This is a genomic window from Xanthomonas sp. D-99 (assembly GCF_017746145.1).
In the GTDB taxonomy this organism is placed as follows: domain Bacteria; phylum Pseudomonadota; class Gammaproteobacteria; order Xanthomonadales; family Xanthomonadaceae; genus Xanthomonas; species Xanthomonas cissicola.
Genome location: NZ_JAGHWU010000014.1, coordinates 1 through 24,528 on the forward strand (window position 1 = coordinate 1; position 24,528 = coordinate 24,528).

The 24,528-nt window shown below is 64.0% G+C and carries 18 protein-coding genes, 1 other RNA gene and 1 pseudogene; 10 read left to right on the forward strand and 10 right to left on the reverse strand.

Annotated elements, in window-relative coordinates; translation table 11 throughout:
• Positions 1 to 1,414: 1,414 nt before the first annotated feature.
• Both J7360_RS06330 and ssrA read right to left on the reverse strand, forming a co-directional pair.
• Positions 1,415 to 2,941: a tyrosine-type recombinase/integrase gene (locus J7360_RS06330; protein WP_209033478.1), complete on the reverse strand. Its 1,527-nt coding sequence runs from the start codon at positions 2,939 to 2,941 to the stop codon at positions 1,415 to 1,417.
• A gap of 107 nt (positions 2,942 to 3,048) precedes the next feature.
• Positions 3,049 to 3,445: a transfer-messenger RNA gene (gene ssrA / locus J7360_RS06335) on the reverse strand.
• A gap of 135 nt (positions 3,446 to 3,580) precedes the next feature.
• Between ssrA and J7360_RS06340 the strand changes: the two are divergent.
• Positions 3,581 to 6,026 (forward strand): annotated as a pseudogene (locus tag J7360_RS06340) (S8 family serine peptidase).
• A gap of 142 nt (positions 6,027 to 6,168) precedes the next feature.
• On the opposite strand, the gene smpB reads toward J7360_RS06340, so the two are convergent.
• Complete coding sequence (gene smpB, locus J7360_RS06345) at positions 6,169 to 6,672, reverse strand: SsrA-binding protein SmpB (protein WP_005913721.1); 504 nt, start codon at positions 6,670 to 6,672, stop codon at positions 6,169 to 6,171.
• A 60-nt stretch (positions 6,673 to 6,732) separates the two neighbouring features.
• On the opposite strand from smpB, the gene J7360_RS06350 reads away from it, so the two are divergent.
• Together J7360_RS06350 and J7360_RS06355 are read left to right on the forward strand one after the other, a co-directional pair.
• Positions 6,733 to 7,164, forward strand: coding sequence for a type II toxin-antitoxin system RatA family toxin (locus J7360_RS06350; RefSeq protein ID WP_005913723.1), 432 nt, complete (start codon positions 6,733 to 6,735; stop codon positions 7,162 to 7,164).
• 1 nt (position 7,165) lies between these two features.
• The gene (locus tag J7360_RS06355) at positions 7,166 to 7,453 is read left to right on the forward strand and encodes an RnfH family protein (protein ID WP_057660306.1); all 288 of its coding nucleotides are present in this window, start codon (positions 7,166 to 7,168) and stop codon (positions 7,451 to 7,453) included.
• A gap of 269 nt (positions 7,454 to 7,722) precedes the next feature.
• On the opposite strand, the gene bamE is transcribed toward J7360_RS06355, so the two are convergent.
• Positions 7,723 to 8,118, reverse strand: coding sequence for an outer membrane protein assembly factor BamE (gene bamE / locus J7360_RS06360; RefSeq protein WP_007964666.1), 396 nt, complete (start codon positions 8,116 to 8,118; stop codon positions 7,723 to 7,725).
• Positions 8,119 to 8,222: 104 nt separating this feature from the next.
• Between bamE and fur the strand changes: the two genes are divergently transcribed.
• Positions 8,223 to 8,633 (forward strand): ferric iron uptake transcriptional regulator, encoded by a 411-nt coding sequence (gene fur / locus J7360_RS06365; RefSeq protein WP_005988392.1) that lies wholly within the window; start codon positions 8,223 to 8,225, stop codon positions 8,631 to 8,633.
• A 379-nt stretch (positions 8,634 to 9,012) separates the two neighbouring features.
• Here the strand turns inward: fur and recN are convergent, their stop codons facing one another.
• A complete protein-coding gene (gene recN, locus J7360_RS06370) occupies positions 9,013 to 10,677 on the reverse strand; it encodes a DNA repair protein RecN (RefSeq protein WP_057660305.1) in 1,665 nt (554 codons plus the stop codon).
• Positions 10,678 to 10,814: 137 nt separating this feature from the next.
• On the opposite strand from recN, the gene hrcA reads away from it, so the two are divergent.
• The 6 genes from hrcA (at position 10,815) to J7360_RS06400 (ending at position 18,375) form a co-directional block, all read left to right on the forward strand.
• The gene (hrcA, locus tag J7360_RS06375) at positions 10,815 to 11,846 is read left to right on the forward strand and encodes a heat-inducible transcriptional repressor HrcA (protein ID WP_057660304.1); all 1,032 of its coding nucleotides are present in this window, start codon (positions 10,815 to 10,817) and stop codon (positions 11,844 to 11,846) included.
• Positions 11,847 to 11,946: 100 nt separating this feature from the next.
• Complete coding sequence (grpE, locus tag J7360_RS06380) at positions 11,947 to 12,465, forward strand: nucleotide exchange factor GrpE (RefSeq protein ID WP_003483633.1); 519 nt, start codon at positions 11,947 to 11,949, stop codon at positions 12,463 to 12,465.
• Between the two features lie 141 nt (positions 12,466 to 12,606).
• Positions 12,607 to 14,532, forward strand: coding sequence for a molecular chaperone DnaK (gene dnaK, locus J7360_RS06385; RefSeq protein WP_003483635.1), 1,926 nt, complete (start codon positions 12,607 to 12,609; stop codon positions 14,530 to 14,532).
• A 160-nt stretch (positions 14,533 to 14,692) separates the two neighbouring features.
• Positions 14,693 to 15,820, forward strand: a complete 1,128-nt coding sequence (gene dnaJ / locus J7360_RS06390) for a molecular chaperone DnaJ (RefSeq protein WP_003483637.1) — start codon at positions 14,693 to 14,695, stop codon at positions 15,818 to 15,820.
• A 528-nt stretch (positions 15,821 to 16,348) separates the two neighbouring features.
• Positions 16,349 to 17,257, forward strand: a complete 909-nt coding sequence (pdxY, locus tag J7360_RS06395) for a pyridoxal kinase (RefSeq protein WP_007973258.1) — start codon at positions 16,349 to 16,351, stop codon at positions 17,255 to 17,257.
• Positions 17,254 to 18,375: a prephenate dehydrogenase gene (locus J7360_RS06400; RefSeq protein WP_057660302.1), complete on the forward strand. Its 1,122-nt coding sequence runs from the start codon at positions 17,254 to 17,256 to the stop codon at positions 18,373 to 18,375. The genes pdxY and J7360_RS06400 overlap by 4 nt, the downstream gene beginning before the upstream one ends.
• Before the next feature lie 280 nt (positions 18,376 to 18,655).
• Here J7360_RS06400 and J7360_RS06405 read toward each other — a convergent pair whose 3' ends face one another.
• The 5 genes from J7360_RS06405 to J7360_RS06425 form a co-directional block, all read right to left on the reverse strand.
• On the reverse strand, positions 18,656 to 18,850 hold the full coding sequence (locus J7360_RS06405; protein WP_022559665.1) for a hypothetical protein: 195 nt from the start codon (positions 18,848 to 18,850) through the stop codon (positions 18,656 to 18,658).
• A 452-nt stretch (positions 18,851 to 19,302) separates the two neighbouring features.
• The gene (locus J7360_RS06410) at positions 19,303 to 20,706 is read right to left on the reverse strand and encodes a TolC family protein (RefSeq protein ID WP_022559664.1); all 1,404 of its coding nucleotides are present in this window, start codon (positions 20,704 to 20,706) and stop codon (positions 19,303 to 19,305) included.
• Positions 20,703 to 21,788: an HlyD family efflux transporter periplasmic adaptor subunit gene (locus tag J7360_RS06415; RefSeq protein ID WP_007964689.1), complete on the reverse strand. Its 1,086-nt coding sequence runs from the start codon at positions 21,786 to 21,788 to the stop codon at positions 20,703 to 20,705. The genes J7360_RS06410 and J7360_RS06415 overlap by 4 nt, the downstream gene beginning before the upstream one ends.
• A complete protein-coding gene (locus J7360_RS06420) occupies positions 21,772 to 23,460 on the reverse strand; it encodes an ABC transporter ATP-binding protein (RefSeq protein WP_057660300.1) in 1,689 nt (562 codons plus the stop codon). The genes J7360_RS06415 and J7360_RS06420 overlap by 17 nt, the downstream gene beginning before the upstream one ends.
• An 89-nt stretch (positions 23,461 to 23,549) precedes the next feature.
• Positions 23,550 to 24,449: a hydrogen peroxide-inducible genes activator gene (locus J7360_RS06425; protein WP_007964693.1), complete on the reverse strand. Its 900-nt coding sequence runs from the start codon at positions 24,447 to 24,449 to the stop codon at positions 23,550 to 23,552.
• Positions 24,450 to 24,528: the final 79 nt, after the last annotated feature.

Consider the following 24,528-nt stretch of genomic DNA (forward strand, 5'->3'; position numbering starts at 1 on the left):
AGCTGCATGGATGAATCCTCTACATAAGGCGATAGTGTCGCGCATCTGCGGTGAGTTGATCAGACCTTCCCTAGTGCTATCGCGACTCTCGAAGCGCTCCGATTTCAGCCTGATAAGCACACCACGGTTGAGAGGTGGCTTATCGATGCTCGCGATGTGCTTCGACACCTTCTACCAGCCGGTTCAGCATCGATTGCCCGGAAGCTGCAAAATAAGAAAGAACTCGCTACGGCGTTTTCGCTTGGTAGCGTGTCTAAACATCCTGCGCACACTATTCATGCGGTCAAAGGCAAGGAGTTTGATGCGGTCTGTGTCGTGTTGGCGCCGAAGACTGCAAAAAAAATTGTGGACTGCCTTATCGAAGGTGGGACCTCAGAAGATCTTGAGAGCGCGCGGAAAATCTATGTGGGTGCGTCGAGAGCTCGCCGACTCCTTGTCATAGCGGTTCCGAAGTCCCAAGCGAAACGGCTCCACACGCATCTGTTGGGGACCGGGGCCCTCGTCGCACTTTCTGATGTCTAAGATTAATGCTTCCTGGAAAATCTGTCGATGCACGATGTCAGATTAAGGGTTGGGGTGAATAACGCTTTATTTTAATTTTCAGTGCCGTTAAAGAGCTGGTGATCATTCACCAAAATTTTCAGCAAGGATCGCCGTCTCTAGTTACCCGTCTTCAGCTAATTTTTTCAATTAATGCGCATTCTTTGAATAATACTACAGCGTGACGGAAAAGATCCGGCAGATGGCCCGCGAGGGTATCGAACACACGATTGTAATGGGCCAGTCAAAAGTAGGCATTTTGTCGAGCGAGAAAGAGGCGGCCATTTGTTGCCGATCATGAGCTTCTGGAAGAATTTTCTGCTTTTACGAGATTGCAGCAAACGTAGGGGTCCGCATAATATTGAGGTCTTTATCGCCCTTTCTTTATGAAGTATGAATGGAAATTATAAATCCATGGAAAATTGTTTTTTATTTATTTTAATAAGTTATAATTGCCGCTCATCATAATCAAAAGGAGTAAACATGAAAAAGCACCCCCCGTCATCAACCCTAGAAATTGGTAGCAAGGAATGGGAACAGGCTCGCATCTGGGAAGAGCATGAAAGGATTAGACTCTCAGTGCCCCAAGGAATAATTGAAAATCCCCCTGTCCGGAAGATGTGATACAAGGATTCGCCATGTATAGCTGCAAATGAAGCCTCCCTCACCGGAGGCTTTTTCTCTGTGTGTTTTCCAATGAGACGCACTTTTGGCTGGCCAGCTTTCGTATTTTTTCAGAAAATTGCTGCCTTGGGTCCTCCGCAGAACATCGGTTAACATTTAAGGCTGCATGTTGTTGTCCAGCGCTCTAAAGCTCTCTCTGTAAGATGCCTTAGCGCTTTCAGCGTTGGTGCCTCCTCAGTCTCGTTTCATTTTAGTTTTTCCATCCTGTCGTTCGCGACTTGGTCGTCCTCTTCTTTGCTGCTTGTTCCCGTCGTCGTTCCATGTGGCAAACCTGCTTGAACGCACGGTCAAATTGCCCTGGCGTGTAAGCGGGCAATGGAAGCGGAGGGCCAAACCGTTCAATGGCCGCAAAGCGAGCGGGGACAGAAGGTGGATCGACGTAGTGCTTCAAGCCTGGTGGAAGCGTCAACTCGTGGCCGGTGATTTGCTGCGAAATCGGAAGCGAGATGCCGTGCTCATTGACCAGCGAGTTGGACAGAGTGTGTCGAAAGCAGTGAAAGCTTTTGAGCCGTTGGGTTAACCCTTGCTTGATCGCATAGGCCCGGAACTGATCCCCCAGCGCGTCGCCGTAGCCATTTTCGGCGTTGTAGGGCAAGTGCGGGAACAGTCGCTCAAAGCCTGCGCGCTTGACCTCATCCACATAGACCAAGAACCCAGCCTCAATCAGAGATGTGGGCAAGGGCACAAAGCGGGAAGAGTGGGGGTTCTTCAAACGCTGATCCGGCTTTGCTCCTCGGAAATGCACGCCCCAGAAGTCACCGACCTTGCCGATGTCGTCAACATAGAGCTGCGCGACTTCGTTGACCCGAGCACCGGTGGCAAATCCCAACAGCGTGCCAAACCATCGATGGGGATACTTCTTCGCCCAGGACGTGAATGCATTCAGTTCGAGCAGCGCTTCAAGCTCGGCTTGGCTAAACGGATCACGACTCGGCTCATCGGTGAGCGACTTGGCACGATTGAGGATGGCTTTGTGAGGCGGCTTGCTAATCAGGTCTTCGTTCGCCAAGGCGTTGAAGAAGGACGCAATGCGATCGCGATGCTTTTCCTTGGTGCGCATGCTTAGCAGTTCGTGACCACCTTGCCGCGCCTTGCTCAGGATTTCGACAGGGGTGAGGCCGGCGAACACCGCCTTCTTGGTGGCGTTGCTGGGGTAGTGCTCAAGCGCATCCAGGAACTTTCGGACGTCATCGGTCTTGTAGTCCTCGACCGGCTTGTCGCCGACAAGCGCCACAAAAAGACCCAGGCTGTGCTCGGTATCCAGCACGTTTTTCGCGCTTCGCCCAACACGCCGCATCTCACTGATGTGGATGGTGGCGCGCTCTGACAGCCGCGGTCCGGCGCTCTTCACAGAAGCCAGTTGCTGAAGAGGGAGGTGTTTCAGTGCGTCCAGCAGCCGAGCATGATCCTCAGCGCCGTTGGCAGAAAGCTCCACGCCACCGACCTTGATGGTGTAGGGGCGGGCTTCGTTCCCTTGCAACGCGGCCAGCGCCTGGCTCAGCAAATCGTCCCGCATGCCCGCTCCCTGCCGCATCTGATCGAATGCTTCCGAGAGTGCCACAGCAGTTCGTGCCACGGCCAGACGTGCAGCATCACCAAGGGCCAAGCGAACGGGACGGACAAGGTAGCGCGAGCCGATGATGGCTTGGAGGTCGGTAGGGACGAAGAAGCGCACGTAGAGCCCAGCTGGGCGGCGCAAAAAATAAGGCTTCGGCACGGGGTTTGATACCTCGTTTGATACCTAACGCAGGCTCAAACTGAACATCAAACCCCGGGCCGAACCTTCGCAGAATCAAGCGCTTACTGCTCTCTTCCGCGTTCAGATGGTGGAGGTGGGCGGAATCGAACCGCCGTCCGGAAGCACTCCATCCCCAGCACTACATGCTTAGCCCTCCGTTAGATCTCGTTCCCAGGCAGCACGGTTGGCAAAGCGCACCTGGAAACCAGCCTGCTTTATCTGACCGGTAGCTGACAGGCAGCCACTACCGATGGTTCCGTGATAATGACCCTACACCTACGAGCACGGGCACAAGTAGGTTCGGGGGTTCGCCTTAGGCGGCTGTAGAACTACAACTAAAGCCAATTAAGCGGCGATAGCGAAGTCCGAACCGTAGTTGTCATCGTTGGCAACTAAAAGTTTGCTGCTGGATTAACGAGGAAAGCTGCCCCCTCGGCATGCGCCAAGCGACTTCGCGACCCCCGTCGAAACCAGTGCACCCCCGGGGAAAGCAGTAAAACGCTGACCAGGTCAGTGTAGGGATCGGCGCGCCCTGTCACAAGTGGTGAGATGCGCAACGCTTACAGTGGCTTCAGTCCCTTACCGAACGGAACAGTCTGCAAACGAAGGAGCGAAGCGATGGCGACAGGCAAGCCCCCACGTTCGAAACCTGCACGCGCGCTACCGCGCAAGGCGGCTGCAAGCACGCAACAACCGGCGCGGCCGCACGTTGCACGTGCGCAGCAGGCCGGAGCCCGGGAGCCCGCGGCGACCCGCGTGCAGGGCAAGGCGCGCACGGTGATCTACATCCATGGCATCGGCAACAAGCCGCCGGCTGATGTGCTGCGTTGTCAGTGGGACAAGGCCTTGTTCGGGCGGCCCATGGGCGAGCGTACGCGGCTGGCGTACTGGGTCAATCGCGAGCGGTATCCGGTGGCCGAGCCGGGCAATTGCGATGCGCGCGATGTGGGTCCGGCGCTTAATCAAAGCGTGCAGCGCGCCTTGAGCACGCTTGGCCTGGTGCCGGGCGAACAGGACCTGCACCTGTTGGCAGACGCGCTGGCGCAGAGCGAGCAGGAACGTGCCGATCTGCATCGGCTGCTGGACGAGCTTCAGGGCGCGTCCGTGCCCGGCGCCGTGCAGGCCAAGGGGGCGATCGATGCGATCAACCGGGTGTTGCTGCGGCTGATTTCCGCTGCATTGTTGCAGGACGTGCATGACCTGTTCTTCGTGCCGGAACGTGCGGCGCTGATGCGCGAAAGTCTGGCGCAGCGGCTGCGTGCAGGCGGCGGGCCATTCGTGGTGGTGGCGCACAGCCAGGGTTCGATGATCGCCTTCGATGTGCTGCGCCAGCTGAAGGCGGCCGACTGCGAGGTCAGTTTGTTCCTCACCCTGGGCTCGCCACTGGGGTTGCCGCAGGTGCGGAGCATGTTCAAGCGCTGGACCGGCACGCGCAAACTGCCGTTCCCCGAGTGCGTACAGCGCTGGATCAATGTGGCCGAAACGCGCGACCCGATCGCGCTGGACCCGGACCTCACCGACGACATCGCCAATGCGAAAGGACGTTTCGAAAACCTGGCCGCTGCGCGCTTGAATCCGGACTGGCAGCACAACCCGCATTCGGTTTCGGGCTATCTGTCGATTCCGCAGGTGCGCGCCGCGGTGCGCCAAGCCGTGGGCGTGGGCTTCGATCAGCCGGTGTCCAATGCAGTGCTGATCAAGGACCTCAGCGAGCAGCTCGAAGCGCATGGCCCGGAGCACCGACACGATGTGCTGATCGAGCTGGATCGGCGCGTGTTGGGGAACGATCCTGCCGGTGTGCGCGCATTGCTGCTGCAGCATGTGCGCGAAGCCGCTGCGCGCACCACCGGCCTGAGTGGCGATGCGCTGGATGAGGCGATCGAGCTGGAAGACAGCCTGCAGCGTTTCGTGTCTGCGCGGCTCACCCGGTTCGAGATCGAATCGCTGCAGGATCGCTATCGCACGTTGGGTTTTCGGCGGGTGTGGCGCGATGCCGGAAAACGCGCGTTGATCCATGTGTCGGGCAATGTGCTGCATGCCGATGCGGCACGCACGGCGTATCGCGCGCGGGCAGCAGATCGGTTGGGCGGTGATGGATACCGGCATCGCGGCCGGTCACCCGCACTTTTTCCTCAAGGGTGAGCGCGACAACGTGGTGGCACAGTGGGATTGCACGCGGCGCGGTGCGCCCAAACGGTTGACCCGCGCCGACGGCACGACGTTTACCCGGCTCGATCGGCATGGGCACGGCACGCATATCGCCGGCATCATCGCCGGGCAGTGTCACGCTTGGATCCCGGATGCGAGCGGCACGCCCGGGCGTAGTCTTGAATTTTCCGGCATGGCGCCGGATACCCAGCTGTATGGCTTCAAGGTGCTCGACGATGCCGGAAACGGCCGCGACTCGTGGACGATCAAGGCGGTGCAGCAGGTGGCCGACATCAACGAGCGCGCCGGCGAGCTGATCATCCAAGGCGTCAACCTGAGTCTGGGCGGCTGTTTCGACCCGGAGAGCTACGGCTGCGGGTTTACGCCGTTGTGCAATGAATTACGCCGGCTGTGGCGGCAAGGCGTGCTGGTGGTGATCGCTGCCGGCAACGAGGGCCTGGCCTGGTTGATGCGCAACGATGGCGATGCGTATGCGGCCAACATGGATCTGTCGATCAGCGACCCCGGCAATCTGGAAGACGCCATCGTGGTCGGCTCGGTGCACAAGAGCAGCCCGCATAACTATGGCGTATCGTATTTTTCCTCGCGCGGGCCGACCGCCGACGGCCGCAGCAAGCCGGATGTGGTTGCGCCAGGGGAGAAGATCCTGTCGGCCTACTACGACTTCGACCCGGACGACCCGGCGAGCCTGATGGTGGAGATGAGCGGCACCAGCATGGCCGCACCGCATGTCTCCGGCGTGCTGGCGGGGTTCCTATCGGCGCGCCGCGAGTTCATCGGCTTCCCCGATCGGGTCAAGCAACTGCTGCTGGATACCTGTACCGACCTGCAGCGCGACCGCTATGTGCAGGGCAGGGGAGTGCCGAATTTGATGCGGATGCTTGGAGCGACGTGATTCGGGAGTCGGGATTGGGGATTCGCAAGAGCGGCGGGCTAGCCTCACCGCGCTGCATGTGTGGATCGCAAGCCAGCAGTGCGAAAGGCCACGCACAGCCGCTGTAACCAATCCCTAATCCCGAATCAACAATCCCAGCTCCTCACGCATCGCGATTATGCCGCCGCATCACGCGCTGCTTGTCGCGCTGCCAATCGCGGTCCTTGGCGGCGTCGCGCTTGTCGTGATTCTGCTTGCCCTTGGCCAGGGCGATTTCCAGCTTGACCTTGTTGCTGCTCCAGTACAGCGCGGTAGGCACCAGGGTGTAGCCTTCGCGCTCCACGCGGGTGAGCACCTTGTCGATCTCGGCGCGGTGCAGCAGCAGTTTGCGGTCGCGCCGTTCCACTGGCACCGTGTGAGTGGAGGCCTGGATCAGCGGCGTGATCTGCGCGCCGATCAGGTAGATCTCGCCGGAGCGCACATAGGCATAACCGTCGACGATGTTGGCGCGGCCGGCGCGGATCGCCTTGACCTCCCAGCCCTGCAGTGCCAGGCCGGCTTCGTAGCGTTCTTCCAGGTGGTATTCGTGGCGCGCACGCTTGTTCAACGCGATGGTTTTCGTGGCCTTCGCGCCGTTTGCTTTATCCTTGGTCTGTTTCTTGCTCATCTGCCCATTGTCGCCGATTCGGTGTCGTCAAACGATCTTCCGTCTTTCACAAGTTAGCGAATGCCTACCATCCGTCGCAGCGCCCTAGTCGAACACAGCGCCACCCGCATGTTCGATCTGGTCAATGATGTCGCCGCCTACCCGCGCCGCTTCGGCTGGTGCGACGCTGCCAATGTGCTTGAGCAGGACCAGGCGCACATCGTGGCGCGCCTGGATTTGGGGCTGGGGTCGTTCCGCACCTGGTTCACCACCGAGAACATCCTCGAGCGCCCGGAGCGCATCGTCATGCATCTGCGCGACGGCCCGTTCAAGCGCCTGGAAGGCTTGTGGGAGTTCCAGGCGCTGGGCGAGGGCGCCTGCAAGGTGAGTCTGACCCTGGAGGTGGAGACCAGCTCGCGGCTGCTTGGCCCGGCGCTGGCGCTGGGCTTTCAGGGCTTGGCCGACCGCATGGTCAACGATTTCGTGCGCGTCGCCGATCGCGGCGACGTCTAGGTTGCGCGGCGGCATGCGTATCGACGTGGTGCTGGCCTGGCCGGATCGCTACAGCTCGGTAGAGCTGGAATTGCCTGAAGGCGCAACGGTGGCCGACGCCGTCGCCACGTCCGGTTTGGCGTTGCAGCAAGCCCCTGCTGCGCATGCGGTGCACGGGCTGGTCGCGCGGCCGGAGCAGGTGTTGCGCGACGGCGACCGGGTCGAATTGCTCAGGCCGCTGTTGCTGGATCCGAAAGAGGCGCGGCGCAGGCGTGCCGGACCAGGCAAGAAAGCCGGCGCCAACAGCTAGCGACTTCCAACGCTGCGAGGACGTACTTGGCCTCACTGCAAACCAAGCGCTTCTGCCCGTTGTCTTGAAGACTTCGATGTATTCGATGAGTTCGAACGAGCGCGGCTCGACCTAAGACATGCAACAACAAGTGCGATGGACCGGTCCTGGGCTCGGCGCTGCGGGGTCACTGAAGCGCTCTTTGGCGTCAGGCAAAACGAAAAACGCATCCGTTCAAAGGGATGCGTTTGGGTCCGGTCAGGCGATCACGACACCGCAGAGCCACCACATCAACGGCCGCGCTGCTTCTTCTTGTCGCGTGCCAGGTTGCGGCCGAACTGCTTGGGCGCGGCTTTGGCCAGCTGCTCGTCCTGCGACGGGAAGTAGTCGCCTTCCCAGCGTGCGACCTGTTCGTTCTCGAAGAACACAGTGAAATTCTTGATCTCGGTACGCGCCAGACGGTCCACGCGCTGCGTGGAGGTGTAGTCCCAGCGCTGGGCATGGAACGGGTCGGGGATCGAGGGCGTGCCCAGCAACGCGCTGACCTGCTGCTTGCTCTGGCCTACCTGCAGTTGCTCCACGGCGTTCTGTTTGATCAGATTGCCCTGGTAGATCGGCTGCTTGTAGATGATGCCGCAGCCAGCGGTGGAAAGAGCAACGGCGGCGACCAGCAGGAGATTGCGCATCGGGGATTAAGTGCTGAGGAAATCACGCCGATGATACACTTCCGCCGGTCGCCGCGACCCGTTTGATGGCAGCTGGCGCTAAATCGCCAATGAACGGAGAACGTATGGAAACCCACGACCTGCGCAAAGTCGGGCTCAAGGTGACCCATCCGCGCATGCGGATCCTGGAACTGCTCGAGCAGAAGAGCAATCAGCATCACCTCAGCGCAGAAGACATCTATCGCCAACTGCTCGACCACGGCGACGAGATCGGCTTGGCCACGGTCTACCGGGTGCTGACCCAGTTCGAGGCGGCCGGCCTGGTGCTGAAGCACAATTTCGAAGGCGGGCAGGCCGTCTACGAGCTGGATCGCGGCGGTCACCACGACCATATGGTGGACGTGGACACTGGTCACGTGATCGAGTTCGAGAGCGAGGAAATCGAGGCGCTGCAGCGCCAGATCGCCGCCAAGCATGGCTATGAACTGGAAGAGCACTCGCTGGTGCTGTACGTACGCAAGAAGCGTCCGCGCTGAGCTGGGGCCTAGCGCTGGTGCGAATGACAAGGCGGCTTCGGCCGCCTTGTCCGTTGTGGGGCGTGTTGGTGGATTCGATGCACGGCCTTCCCCCATCCACCCTTCGGGCACCTTCCCTCGCGGGCGGGGGAAGGGAGCCGGCGGGCGGCCGTTCGCAGTGCAGCAGACAGATCGCGCTCAGCCAGACAGCGCTTCTCCCGCGGGCGGGAGAAGGTGGCGCGCAGCGCCGGATGAGGAACAACCGCATTTGCGCCTGTCGTGGTCGCGTCGCAGCGATGTCGCCCCCATCCGTCCTTCGGACACCTCCCCCCGCAGGAGGAGGGAGCCTTGTCACCGGCGGAGGGAACGGGGAGTCTGAATTTGTGGGCAGCTCGCCCGGTCAGGCGCTCTGCAACAGCTTGCGGGCGGCCGCGCGCGCTTCCTTGCTCACTTCCACACCACCCAGCATGCGTGCCAATTCTTCCTGGCGGGCCTGCGGGCCGAGCAGTTCGACCGCGCTCTGGGTCATGCCGTCCACCGGCGCCTTGCTGACCCGGTAATGCGCATGGCCCTTGGCGGCGACCTGCGGCAGGTGGGTGACGCACAGCACCTGGCGCTCTTCGCCCAACGCGCGCAGCTTCTGCCCGACGATGTCGGCCACCGCGCCGCCGATGCCCGAATCCACTTCGTCGAACACCATGGTCGGCACGCTGTCCAGGCCCAACGCCGCCACTTCGATGGCCAGCGAAATGCGCGACAACTCGCCACCGGAGGCAACCTTGCGCAAGGCGCGCGGGGGCTGCCCGGCGTTGGCGGCGACCAGAAATTCCACCCGCTCGGCGCCATTGGGGTCTGGCCGGGCGCTCTCGTGCGGCTGCAGCTGGATCAGGAACTGCCCGCCACCCATGCCCAACTCGCCGATCAGCGCCGTGGTCGCGGCCGACAACGCCTCGGCGGCGGCGGTGCGGCTGTCGCTGAGCGCACCGGCCGCGTTGCGCCAGGCGCCGGTGGCGGTTTCGATGTGCTTGTCGAGCTGCTGCAGGCGCTCGTCGGCGCCGCGCAGGTTCTCGACTTCGGCGCTTAGATGGTCGCGATGCGCGGCCAGCTCGTCCGGTGTGACGCGGTGTTTGCGCGCCAGATCGTGCAGACGGCCGAGGCGGCGCTCCATCACCTCGAACTGGGCCGGGTCGGCCTCCAGGTCGTCGCGCACGCGGTCGAGCAGGGCCAGCGCTTCCTCGATCTGGATGACGGCGCTGTCCAGCAACGCGTCCACCTCGCCCAGCCGCGGCTCGTGCTCGGCCACGCGCGATAAATCGTGGCGGCTGTCCTGCAACAGGCCCAGGGCGCTGGCGCCGTCGTCGCCGTTGAGCTGCTGGGCGACGCTGTCGCAGGCGCCGATCAACGCGGTGGCATGGGCCTGGCGGCGGTGATTGACGTCCAGTGCGGCAATCGCGGCCGGGTCCAGGTCCTCGCGTTCCAGTTCGGCCAGCTGGTGTTCCAGAAAGCCGATCCGGTCTGAAACATCGCCCTGCGCGGAGAGGGCATCGCGCTCGTCCAGTAGCGCCTGCCAGCGTTGGCTGGCCTGGCGCACCTGCTCGCGCTGGGCGCTGTTGCGGGCGTAGGCATCGAGCAGGGCGAGCTGGCTATGCCGGGCCATCAGCGCCTGGTGCTCATGCTGGCCATGAATTTCGACCAGTTTCGAGGCCAGTTCCGCCAGCTGCGAGGAGGTGACCGGGCGGCCGTTGATCCACGCGCGCGAGCCACCGTCGGCGCGGATGATCCGGCGCAGCTGGCATTGCGCCTCGTCGTCGAGTTCGTTATCGGCCAGCCAGCCCAGCCCGGGGTGCTCGGCCGGCAGCTGGAATTCGGCCGACAGTTCGGCGCGCTCGGCGCCATGACGGACCACGCCGCTGTCGGCGCGCAGGCCGGACAGGAAGCCCAGCGCGTCCACCATCAGCGACTTGCCGGCGCCGGTTTCGCCCGATACCACGGTCATTCCCGGCCCGAATTCCAGTTCGGTGGCACGGACAACGGCGAAATCCTTGATCGAGAGGTGTCTGAGCATGAGGTCGAGTGTGAATGCTTTGGGGAAGCTTAGGGTGGCGGGGGCGGACGGGGAATCGGACGCTTGCCATCCCCGGGGCCAGACATTATCTATGCGCTGTCTCACCGGATGATCCCATGCGCGCGTCCCAGTCCCCAATGCTCGACCCCCGCGCCCGCCAGTTGCTGCGCACCCTGATTGCGCGCTACATCCGCGACGGCGAGCCGGTGGGCTCCAAGACGCTGGCCCAGCATGCGGGGCTGGATGTCAGCCCGGCGACCATCCGCAATATCCTGGCCGACCTGGAAGACGTCGGCCTGCTCAGCTCCCCGCATACCTCGGCCGGACGCGTGCCCACTGCGCATGGCTACCGGGTATTCGTCGACAGCCTGGTGCAGATGCAGCCGCCCGGCGAAGAAGAAGTGCGCCGGCTGCGCGCGGAGCTGGCCAGCGGCAATGGGACCCAGTCGCTGCTGGGCAGCGCCTCGCAGATGCTGTCGGCGATGAGTCATTTCGTCGGCGTGGTCAGCGCGCCGCGCCGCGAGCAGTTCGCGTTCCGGCATATCGATTTCGTGGCGCTGGATGCGCGCCGCGTGCTGGCGATCCTGGTGTTTGCCGACAACGAGGTGCAGAACCGGGTGATCGAGCCGCGGCGCGCCTACGAGCCTGCCGAGCTGGAACGGATGGCCAATTACCTCAATGCGCAGTTCGCCGGGCGCGCGCTGGCCGACATCCGCGCCTGCCTGCTGCGCGAGCTGCGCATGGCCAAGAGCGAGATGGAACAACTGCTGGCGCACAGCGTGGACCTGGCCAGCGAGGCGCTGGTGCCGGCCGATGCCGACGACATGGTGATGGCCGGGCAGACCCGGCTGATGGGCGTGCAGGATTTGTCGGACCTGGATCGCCTGCGCGAACTGTTCGAGGCCTTCGCTAGCAAGCGCGAGATCCTGCAACTGCTCGAACGCACCATCCAGGCCCCGGGCGTACGCATCTTCATCGGCGAGGAAACCGGCATGGTGTCGCTGGAAGACGTCTCGCTGGTCACTGCACCTTACGCCGCCAATGGCCAGGTGCTGGGCGTGCTGGGGGTGATCGGGCCCAAACGCATGGCCTACGACCGGCTGATTCCACTGGTGCAGACCGCCGCCGACGTCCTGGGTGCGGCCATGGAGTCTCCCGGTACGCGATAACCGGCATCGATCGGCGCGATCGTGTTTGCTTGAAACGCGCGCAGGCGCCCATATACGGGGTGACGTTGGGGCGGGCGTTCCGCTTGCCCGGGAACTGCATATGAACCAAGACCACCCCGAATTCGACTCCGAAGACCTGTCCCAGAATCCACCCGAGACCGATCCGCTCAAGGCCGAGATCGAATCGCTGCGCAGCGAGATCGCCCTGGTCAAGGCCGACGCCCTGCGCGAGCGCGCCGACCTGGAAAACCAGCGCAAGCGCATCGCCCGCGACGTGGAAAACGCGCGCAAGTTCGCCAACGAGAAGCTGCTGGGCGAGCTGCTGCCGGTGTTCGATAGCCTGGACGCGGGACTCACCGCCGCCGGTACCGAGCCCAGCCCGCTGCGCGATGGCCTGGACATGACCTACAAGCAATTGCTCAAGGTGGCCGCAGACAACGGCCTGACCCTGCTCGATCCGGTCGGCCAGCCGTTCAACCCGGACCAGCACCAGGCGATCAGCCAGGGCGAGGCCGAGGGCGTCGCGCCGGGCCATGTGGTGCAGGTGTTCCAGAAGGGCTACCTGCTCAACGACCGCTTGCTGCGCCCGGCCCTGGTGGTCGTGGCCAAGCACGACTGACCCGCAGCGCCGGCTGAACTGCCAGGCGCAGGCATGAAACACAGATGTGCGCCGGTGGCTTGAACACCTGCGCACCACCCCCACATCTCAGCCAGACCCGGCGTCGCCGGACACAGCTACAGAATCATCAGGAGCGTATCCATGGGCAAGATCATTGGTATTGACCTCGGCACCACGAACTCGTGCGTGTCGATCATGGACGGCGGCAAGGCCCGCGTCATTGAAAACTCCGAGGGCGATCGCACCACGCCCTCGATCGTCGCCTACACCAAGGACGGCGAAGTGCTGGTCGGCGCCTCGGCCAAGCGCCAGGCCGTGACCAACCCGAAGAACACGTTCTACGCGGTGAAGCGCCTGATCGGCCGCAAATTCACCGACGGCGAAGTGCAGAAGGACATCTCGCACGTGCCGTACGGCATTCTCGCCCACGACAATGGCGATGCCTGGGTGCAGACCAGCGATGGCAAGCGCATGGCGCCGCAGGAAATCTCTGCGCGCGTGCTGGAAAAGATGAAGAAGACCGCCGAAGACTTCCTCGGCGAGAAGGTCACCGAGGCGGTGATCACCGTGCCGGCGTACTTCAACGACAGCCAGCGCCAGGCCACCAAAGATGCCGGCCGCATCGCCGGTCTGGACGTCAAGCGCATCATCAACGAGCCGACCGCCGCAGCGCTGGCCTATGGCCTGGACAAGAACGGCGGCGACCGCAAGATCGCCGTGTACGACCTGGGCGGCGGCACCTTCGACGTGTCGATCATCGAAATTGCAGAAGTGGACGGCGAGAAGCAGTTCGAAGTGCTGGCCACCAACGGCGACACCTTCCTGGGTGGCGAAGACTTCGACAACCGCGTCATCGAGTACCTGGTCGATGAATTCAACAAGGATCAGGGTATCGATCTGCGGAAGGATCCGCTGGCGCTGCAGCGCCTGAAGGACGCCGCAGAGCGCGCCAAGATCGAGCTGTCGTCCAGCCAGCAGACCGAAGTGAACCTGCCGTACGTCACCGCCGATGCGTCGGGCCCCAAGCACCTCAACATCAAGTTGACCCGTGCCAAGCTCGAAGCGCTGGTGGAAGACCTGGTCAAGAAGTCGATCGAGCCGTGCCGCACCGCGTTGAACGACGCCGGCCTGCGCGCCAGCGACATCAACGAAGTGATCCTGGTCGGCGGCCAGACCCGCATGCCGAAGGTGCAGCAGGCAGTTGCCGATTTCTTCGGCAAGGAACCGCGCAAGGACGTCAATCCGGACGAAGCCGTGGCCGTGGGTGCGGCGATCCAGGGCGGCGTGCTGGCCGGCGACGTCAAGGATGTGCTGCTGCTGGACGTGACCCCGCTGTCGCTGGGTATCGAGACCATGGGCGGCGTGTTCACCAAGATCATCGAAAAGAACACCACCATCCCGACCAAGGCCTCGCAGACCTTCTCCACCGCCGAAGACAACCAGTCGGCCGTGACCGTGCACGTGTTGCAGGGTGAGCGCGAGCAGGCCCGCTTCAACAAGTCGCTGGCCAAGTTCGACCTGTCCGGCATCGAGCCGGCCCCGCGCGGCATGCCGCAGGTGGAAGTGTCCTTCGACATCGACGCCAACGGCATCCTGCACGTGTCGGCCAAGGACAAGAAGACCAACAAGGAACAGAAGGTCGAGATCAAGGCCGGTTCGGGTCTGTCGGATGAAGAGATCCAGCGCATGGTCGCCGACGCGGAAGCCAACCGCGAAGAAGACAAGAAGTTCCAGGAGCTGGTGCAGGCCCGCAACCAGGCCGATGGTCTGATCCACGCCACCCGTACCGCAATCACCGAGCATGGCAGCAAGGTCGGTGGCGATGTGATTGGCAAGGTGGAAGCGGCGCTGTCGGATCTGGAAACCGCCATGAAGGGCGACGACAAGGCGCAGATCGAAGCGCGCACCAAGACGCTGGAAGAAGCCGGCCAGTCGTTGTACGCAGCAGCTGCGGCAGCAGAGCAGGGCGGCAACGCCGATGCGGCCAGCGGCAACGCCCAGGCCTCCAAGGCCGCCGATGACGTAGTGGACGCCGAGTTCACCGAGGTCAAGGACGACAAGAAGTAAGCCGTGATTTGGGAGTCGGGAGTGGGGATCGGCAAGCGCTAAAGCTAGCCGTTCCCCATCCCGATATCCTTTACGCGTCGCGTCGCCAGGGCGGAACAGCACACGCTGTCCGCTTTTGCGTTTCAACGAATCTCAAATCACGAATCCCGAATCCCGGCTTATGAGCAAACGCGATTACTACGAAGTGCTGGGCGTTGCCCGTGGCGCCAGCGACGAGGAGCTGAAGAAGGCGTACCGGCGCTGTGCGATGAAGCATCACCCGGACCGCAATCCTGGCGATGCGGCTGCCGAAGCGGCGTTCAAGGAATGCAAGGAAGCCTACGAAGTGCTGTCCGATGGCAATAAGCGGCGCGCCTACGACGCGCACGGCCATGCGGCGTTCGAGCACGGCATGGGCGGTGGTGGCGGGCCGGGTGGTCCGGACATGGGGGATATCTTTGGCGATATCTTCGGCAATATTTTCGGCGGTGGCGCTGCCGGTCCGCGCGCTGCGCGACGTGGCGCCGACGTCGGTTACGTGTTGGAACTGGATCTGGAAGAAGCCGTCGCCGGTATCGAGCGCCGCATCGAGATTCCCACACTGATCGAATGCGCGCCCTGCCATGGCAGCGGTTCGGAAGACGGCAAGGTCGAGACCTGCGGCACCTGTCATGGGCGCGGCCAGGTCCGCATCCAGCGCGGCATCTTCGCCATGCAGCAGAGCTGCCCGCATTGCGACGGGCGCGGCACGCTGATCCAGAACCCCTGCAAGACCTGCCACGGTGCCGGTCGGGTGGAAGAAGACAAGGTGCTGTCGATCAAGGTGCCCGCCGGTGTGGATACAGGCGACCGGATTCGTCTTGCAGGCGAAGGCGAGGCGGGCCCGGCCGGCACGCCACCGGGCGATCTGTATGTGGAAGTGCGCGTGCGCGAGCATGCGATCTTCCAGCGCGACGGCGACGATCTGCATTGCGAGGTGCCGATCCGCATTTCGCAGGCGGCGCTCGGCGATACCGTGCGGGTGGCAACCTTGGGCGGCGAAGCGGAAATCCGCATCCCGGCCGAAACGCAGACCGGCAAGTTGTTCCGTCTGCGTGGCAAGGGCGTACGTTCGGTACGCAGCCGCAGCGAAGGCGACCTGTATTGCCGCGTGGTGGTGGAAACGCCGGTCAATCTCACCGCCGATCAGCGCGAACTGCTGCAGCAGTTCGAAGCGACGTTCACCGGTGAGGACGCACGCAAGCATTCGCCCAAGTCGGCCACCTTCATCGACGGCGTCAAGGGGTTTTGGGATCGGATGACGTCCTGACCCAGGCGGCGTGATGTCACGATGGCCCGGCGTGCGGCTTGCTGCGCGTCGGGCTCTTTTTTTGGGCTGCCCCGAAGGCCGCGCGTGATGCGGCCAATGTGTTGAAGTTGCGGATGGAACGCAGGTGTCAGCGCGAGAAGTGCCGGGCCAGTCGCGCGTGCGGTCCAACAGCGCCGCCGTGTGAGATTTTCAGCGACATCTCCGCACATCGCGCGTGCGTCTTTGAAGCGTCGTCATTGGCTTCAGGCGCAGCACGTCGTTGCCCGCACCGCTAGCAAAGCCGATCCCTGATCGTGCGGTCGGGCCATTGGCCTGCAGCACCGGTCGAGCGCCTTTAGCGTCTGACCTTGCTCACCCACGGTACTGCGCATCAGGCTGCACTGGCGGGCTTGGGCAGCTGGCCGTGATGCGATGGAGACCACGTGCGTGCTGTTCAACAGCGCCAACTGCCGGTGACGCCGTTCATCCACGACATCCTGGCAAGGTTACGCGGATAATCGGTGCCCTCTTTCCTGCACGGCCGCCCGCATGAGCGATGCAACCGACAGCCACCTCGTCCATGGTCGCCGCCAGCGTCCGGACGGCCCTTCGCCGATCGATGTGATTTCGGTGCAATCGCAATTGGTCTATGGCCATGCTGGCAACAGCGCTGCAGTACCGCCGCTGCGCGCGCTGGGACTGCGTGTGGCCGAAGTGCCCACCACGCTGCTGAGCAACGCGCCGTTCTACGCCACCCTGCGCGGGCGCATCCTGCCGGCCGACTGGCTGGCGGATTTGTTGCTGGGCGCCACCGAACGCGGCTTGCCACAGCGTGCACGCATGCTGGTGTCCGGCTATTTCGGAAGCCTGGCCAACGGCGAAACCTTCGCCGACTGGCTGGCGCAGACCTTGCCGCAGGCCCCGCAGCTGCGCTACTGCCTGGACCCGGTGATTGGTGACACGCACACCGGCCCGTATGTGGAACCCGGGCTGGAGCGCGTGTTCGCCGAGCGCTTGCTGCCGCACGCCTGGCTGGTGACGCCCAACGCATTCGAGTTGGGGCGGTTGACCGGCTTGCCGAGCCTGCAGCAGGACGATGCCATTGCTGCCGCGCGCGCTTTGCTGGCGCGTGGGCCGCAATGGGTCCTTGCACACAGCGTGGCCGGTGCTGCGGGCGAGCTGGTGACCCTGGCAGTCAGCGATGCGGCGGTGTATCGCTGGGCCAGCCCGCACCTGCCGGTCGATGTGGCAGGCACCGGCGATGTGCTGATGGCCTTGCTGATTGGCTTCTTGTTGCGCGATGTGCCGTTCGAGCAGGCGGTGGGGCACGCGCTCAGCGGAGTGCATAGCGCGCTGGAAGCGACCCTGGCTGCGGGATTCGAGGAGTTCGACGTGCTGGCCGCGGCGCCGGCCGCACTTGCCGCGACGCCACGATTTGCCGTCGAGCGATTGGCATGATCGCGCAGCCGGTAGTCGGCATCGTCGGCATCGCCGGTGCATATGGGCGATGGCTGGCGCAGTTCCTGCGCACGCGTATGCAGCTGGAGGTGATCGGGTTCGATCCGGCCGACAGCGTCAGCATGGATGAGGTCACGCTGGCGCAGCGTGCCGACGTGCTGATGTTCGCCGCGCCAATCCGCCACACTGCGGCATTGATCGAGCGGTATGTGCAGCTTGCCGGCGCACGCGCTGCCTCGCAGTTGTGGCTGGATGTCACCTCGATCAAACAGGCACCGGTCGCTGCAATGCTGACCTCGCAGGCGGACGTGGTTGGCCTGCATCCGATGACCGCACCGCCAAAATCGCCGACCTTGAAAGGGCGCGTGATGGTGGTCTGCGAGGCGCGGCTGCAGCACTGGTCGGCATGGGTACAGAGCTTGTGCAGCGCGCTGCAGGCCGAATGCGTGTACGCAACGCCAGAGCACCACGACCGCGTGATGGCGCTGGTGCAGGCGATGGTGCACGCCACTCACCTGGCGCAGGCCGGCACCTTGCGCGACTACGCACCGCTGCTGGGCGAGCTGCGCGCGCTGATGCCGTACCGCTCGGCGTCGTTCGAACTGGATACCGCAGTGATCGCGCGCATTCTTTCGCTCAATCCCTCGATCTACGAAGACATCCAGTTTGGTAACCCGTATGTGGGCGAGATGCTCGACCGGTTGCTACTGCAGTTGCAGCAGCTGCGCGCCCTGGTCGCGCAGGGCGACGATGCCGCGCGTGCGCAGTTCCGCACCCAATTCCTGCACGACAATGCGCAAGCCCTGCAGCACGACGCGCTTGCGGCGGGCAATTACACCTACGAGCGCGTGGGCTATCTGCTGGCCGATCTCACCGAGCCGCTGACTTTGAGCGTGTATCTGCCCGAAGACCAGCCCGGCTCGCTGCGCGCCTTGCTGCATGTGTTCGAGCGGCATGGGGTAAACCTGTCGTCGATCCACTCATCGCGCACGCCGGTTGGCGAGCTGCATTTCCGTATCGGCTTCGAGGCGGCGAGCGATCGTGCAGCATTGACGCAAGCAGCGAGCGAGATCGATCGCACTGGGATCGGTCGGGTGCTGGAGCGTTCCGGTGGCTAGTAGCAGGATCAGGCCCGTTCCCATCGCCACCGTTTCATCCACACAGGGTGTGGATGAAACTTGCACAAGCATGTGGATAACTGCCCGCGGCCCTTGCAACGCAAGGGGCGTACAGTGGCTGGTCAAAAATTGACCAGTGCCGTTTGAGGCAGCCAGCTAGACGACGGCGTCGTTCTTGGCGGTCGCGTCCCCTGGTTCGGCATCTGATCCTCGTACACCCCGGTTCCTGTGCGCCGCCCAGGGCTGCAAGATGACGACGCGCGAGGTTCTGGGGCCGTTCCTAGAGCGCGGACAGGCGCAGCTCACCGCCGTCGGTGACGAAGCGCTGCCCCTGACGTTGCAGATGTCGGCCATCGGGAAGCTCGTAACGCGGCGCCGAATGGGGGTTTGCGCGGGGTTGTTGCTCGTCGCGAAATTCGATGATGACGTAAGGCTCGCCATCTGCGCCGATTGCGGGAAATTGCCGGAAAGACATACACACCTCCGAAAGTTCCTAAGGTTGCAGTGCGGATCGCGATGGATCCGCGCGCCCGGCGCGCGTGCCGGTACGGCGAGCATGCGCACGCAGGTGTTATCCAAACGTCGTTATGCGGTGGGGTATGCGGACCTGTTGGTTGAGCTCGTCAGGCGGGGCGGGGCGACGACGGCGATTGTTCACGTCGACAAGCTGCTGTGCACGCGTGCGTTGCAGAGGCGGCTGCCTAGCAGCCATGGAGCAGACAGCTGCAGCCTCGGGTTCGACAAGGCGTGAAGCGCGCTGAAACGTCGCTGGGCACAACAGCCAGCCACCTGCGTGGCGGTTGAGTGCGTCCGCTGCGGAGGATTTGCTTCAACCCACAGGATGCCAAGCAGCGGCATCGCGAGGTCACTCGCACAACCGCGCAATTGCCCAGCATCACCGCGTCCGCCCGACGCGCAGCCGACCCATCAACGACTCAGCTGCAAGGCATCCCGGTCGGCGGTGGCCGCCGCCAGTTCGGCACGCGCGGAGGCGATGCGTGCCTGCGCATCGATCAGGCGTACGCGCGCGTCGTTGGCGGTTTCCTCGCGCTGATTGACCAGGAAAAAGTCACCCGAGCCCAGCTCGAAACGCCGCCGCTCGGCCGCCGCCAGGCGGTCTGCCAGGCCGCGTTCCTCATCGGCGATCCTGGCCAGCCGTTCGGCGCCATTGAGCGAAATGACGATCGATTCGACCTCGATCGAAATCTGGTCGCGCAGAAAACGGCTGCGCTGATCCAACGCTTCGATCTCGGCGCGCGCTTCGGCCACGCGGCCCCGGGCGGCGCGGTTTTCCAGCGGCACGCTGAAACGGAAGCCGATGATGGCGTCGGTCAGCGACCGGTTCGGGCCGCCGACGCCGGGCGGGCCCAGATCCTTGCTGACTTCCACGCTGACATCCAGGCGCGGTTTGAGATCGTTCTGCGCCAGCATCAGCCGCGCGGTGGCCTGGTCGATGCGGGTCAGCACGGCGCGGTAATCCGGGCGCTCTACCGGCGCGGTGATCTTGCTGGCGCCGGCCAGTCCTTCCAGCGCCGAGGTGTCGGCCGGCAGGCGTTCGGCGGAAACGATCAGCGGCATGCCGGCGTCGTCGCGCAAATACAGCGACAAGGCGTTGGCCGCGTTGGCGAAGTCCTGTTCCGAGCGGACCACCAAGGCGCGACGGCGCACCAGGTTCTGGTCGTTTTCGGTCAGCAAGATGGTGGGGCGCGCACCGAGCGCGACCTGGCGCGAAATCGCATTGCGGCGTTGCTCGGCCAGTTGCAGCAGCTCGTTGTAGGCGCGCAACTTCAGCCCGGCGGCGACCCAGTTCTGGTAGGCATCCACCGCGCGCCGCTGCACGCCGATGGCCACCATTTCCGCCTCGTATTTGGCCACATCGATATCGGTGCTGGCGATGCTGCGCTTGGTGCGGCGTTCGTCGATCACGCGGTCGCGCAGCAGCGCGTACAGCGCGCCGACCTTCACTTCGCCGCCGCGATCGGTATAGGACTTGTCTTCGTAGATCGGGAAGGAGCCGCGCGAGGAGCGGTAGCCACCGTAGTAATAGCCGCCGTTCTCTTCGAACGGCCGCTTGACCCCGGTTTCGATGGTACTGCCGTCGTAATAGCCGGCCTCGCGCGAGCGGCCTTCGATGTCGAACACCGTGTCGAAGGCGCCATCGGCCGAGATGCCCTTGCCTTCGGCCTGGCGCACCTTCGCCAGCGCTTCGACGATCTGCGGTGCGGAGCGTGCCGACGACTGCAGCACCTCATCCAGCGTCAGCGCAGCGGCCTGGGCGAATGCCGCACCGGGGCAGAGTGCGATCAACAGGACGACAAGACGGCCGATCATTTCTTGCCCGTCGCTTCGTCTTCGGACTTGGGTGCGGCCGGCTTGGCCTTGCCGTCTTCCTGGGTGGCCGCAGCCGGGCGCCGGCCGAATTCCAGCGGGAAGTTGTTGAGCTGGCGCCACAGCTCGTAGCCGACCTTGACCGTTTCGCCCTGCACCCAGCCGCGCACCTTGCCGCCCTGGCGGGCGAATTCCTGTGCCGGCCACGCCGGCTTGCCCGGCATCGGCTCCACCAGGATGCGGAACAGCCCATCGGGCGCGGCGTTGGGGTCGATGGCGCGCACCCGGCCGTCGAACATGCCGTGCGCCACCGACGGCCAACCGCTGAATTGAATCGCCGGCCAGCCTTCGAATTCCAGCCGCACCGGACGGCCGGGACGGATCAGCGGCACGTCGCGACCATCGATGTACAGCTCGACCGCGCGCTCCACCCGTTCCGGCGCGATCACCGCCAGCACGGTGCCCGGCGAGACCATGGCGCTACCGCTGGCGGCGTTGAGCTGCTGCACGCGGCCATCGCGTGGGGCGCGCACCAGCTGTGCAGACTGGCGATTCAACTGGATGTCGATACGGGTCAGCTTGGCGCGCGATTCGGCCAGCTTGGCGTCGGCCTCGGCTACCTTGATCTGGGTCAGCTCGTAGTCGCGGCGGCCGGCCAGGCCTTCGGCCAGCAATTGCCTGCTGCGCGCCACATCGATGCTGGCCACCGCGCGCGATTGCTGGATGGCGGCGATTTCCGCCTGCGCCTGCGCGCGCTCGCTGGCCAGGCGGGTGAGCAGGTCCGGGTCCAGATCGCCGACACGCGCGATCGGGTCGCCCTTGGCAACATGCTGGCCGTCATGCACGTACCAGCGCTCGACGCGGCCCGGCACGAAGGCGGTGACCGGTTGTTGACGGTCGCTGGGATCCAGCGACACGACCTGGCCTTTGCCACTGGCGGTCTGCACCCATGGCGCCAGTGCCAGGATCGCCGCAGCGATGCCGATGCCGATCAGCAGCATCCAGGCGACTGCCTTGGCGATGCCGGGCGGACGCATTGCCGCCAGGGTGGGGAAATGCGCCATGCGATCAGGGGCGTGCGGCATGCGGCACCTCCTGCGTGGATGCGATCAACTCGGCGCGTGTGGCGTAGCGTTGCTGGCGCTGCGGCTCCAGCCGGAACCAGCCATCCAGGGTGATGTCCTCCGGCCGCCCGGTGCACAGCAGCACGGTGGTTCCTGCATCCTTCAAGCGCCGCAGCACCTGGGTCAGGCGCTCGGCCGGGATCAGGTCGTACAGCTGCGACAGCATCAGCACGCGCGGGCGCACCAACAGTGCATTGGCCAGCTTCAGCGCCATGACCTCGCCGATCCACAGCGGGAATCCGGACGCGGCAAGCCGGGTGTCCAGGCCTTGCGGCAACGCGGCGATGCGCGCGCGCAAGCCCACCGCATCGATGGCTTGCAGCATCGCTTCGGACGTCACATCGGCCGAGGCCATCGCCAGGTATTCACGAATGGTGACCTCCACGATGGTCGGCCGGTCGAGCACGGTGACTTCCGAACGCAGCAGGTACATATCGAAGGTGACCATGTCCGCGCCGCCCACCATCACCAGCCCGCGGTCGGGAACGACGTGGCGCTTGAGCACCATGGCCAGCAGGCGCTCGGCGCCGCCATCGGCCAGCGTGACCAACTGCTCGCCGGCTTCCAGCGCGAAATCGAAACGCGCGCCCTCGATCACCACGCCATCCAGGCGTACCCCGCTGTTGCGCGGCGCCTCGCCGGCGGCAAGCACCGGGCGCTCCTGGGGGATGGCGTACAGCAGCGACAATTCCTCCGCACTGGCCACCAGGTCGTAGAACATGTCCAGGTAGCTGCCCAACTGTGCGATGCCGTAGAACACCGCGCTCAGGATCAGCTCGGCTGCCACCAGCTGGCCGATCGACAGCTCGCCGCGCAGGATCAGGCTGCCGCCCAGTGCCAGCAGCGCCGCGCTGGCGACCGCATAGGTGAGCAGGAACGCCAGCGTCTGGGTAAAGGTGTAGCGGAAATGGCGCCGATGCCGGTCGACATAGTCGGCGGTCACCTTTTCCGAGCGATCCATCGCAAAGTTGAGATGGCGGCTGGATTTATAGAACCCGTTGGAGCCGCCGACGCTTTCCAGCCAATGCGCGGCATTGTGCTTGGCCTGGCTCAGTTCGACCGCCGAGCGGATCGAGCCGCGCGACCAGATCATCCAGATCGAGAAGATGGTCAGCAGCAGCAGCGCATTGAAGCCGAGGAAAAACGGGTGATAGAAGCTGGTGACGATCAAGCCGACCGCCGACTGCAGCACGATGGTGAACGCACCGACCGCCAGGCTGGGCACTGCCTTTTGCACCACCACCAGATCGAAATAGCGGTTGAAGACATCGCCGCGGTTCTGGTCGGCGAAGAATGGGTTCTGCGCATGCACCGCGCGCACGGTGATCTCCGCCACCACGCGTGCGAACAGGCGACGTTCGAACAGCGCCATCACCCACACCCGCATCGCGCTCAGTGCCGCCACCAGCAACAGCAGGCCCAGCAGCAGGCCGGACAAGGTCCATAGCGGCGTAGGCAGCGCGGTGTTGGCGACGCTGTTAATCAGCAACTGCACCGAGATCGGCGTGGCCAGCGAGAGCAGGCTGATCGCGACGCCGTACACCAGGGTCAGGCGCACATACGGCATGTCCGGTCCGACAATTTCCGTCAGCCAGCTCGCCGCTTCCCGCCATCCAATCCGCTTGGCCGCCATTCGATATCCGTTGATGAGTTCAGTGAAGCATTGACGAGTTGCCGGCCCGCAAACAAGGCCATGGTGCTTATTTGGCACATAGGATTTTCCTATGCGGCCACCGCGCGCAGCAGATTGGCGATCAAACCGAAGGCCGGTGCGCGACCAGCACCCTGGCGCCAGAGCAGACCGATCTCCCTATAGTAGCGCCCGCCTTCGACCGGTCGAACCACCACGTCGTCGCCTTCGCGGATTTCCTGGCGCACGTACAGGTCCGGGAGCAAGGCAAGACCCATGCCCATGCCGGCCATCTGGCGGATCGCGTCCAGGCTGGTGCCTTCGTAATCGCGCAAGACATTGGCGCCCACATCCATGGCGATCGCGGCAACCTGTTCTGCCAATCGGTATTCCGGCATCAAGGTCAGCAAGTTGGCGCCGCGCAGATCGGCCGGGGTGATGCAGGCCTTGGTGCGCAGCGGATGATCGGCAGCCATGGTCACATGCAGCAGTTCGCGAAACAGCCGCTCGCTGTGCAGGCCCCGGCCGGCCACCGGCAGTTGCGCGAGGACAAGATCGTGCGTGCCGTTGCTCAGGTCGGCGGCGAGTGCGGTTGGCAGGCCTTCGCGCACATGCACGCGCAGGGCCGGATGCTCGCGATGCAAACGTGCCACCAGGCTGGGCATCAGATAGGCGCCAAGCGTGGGCGAGACGCCGAGGCGGATGGTGCCGATCAAGGTATCGGCGGCGGTGGCGCGGACCTCTTCCAGATCGGTGACATCGAGCAGGATGCTGCGTGCGCGGTCGAGCAGATCGCGACCCAGCGGGGTCAGGATCGCCTGCGTGCCGCGCTCCAACAGCGGCGCGCCGATGATCGCTTCCAATGCGCGGATCTGCTGCGACAACGATGGCTGCGAGACGCCCATCTGCTCGGCGGCGCGGGTAAAGCTGCCGGTATCGGCCAGCGCGACGAAATAGCTCAGCTGGCGAAGGGTGGTTCTGGGGCGCGGCATGGGATCACATCGGATTGCGTGGGAGCGCACGGCCGGCGTGGCCGGTGAGACCAGACAGGCGAAGTGCGGCTAGCGACTG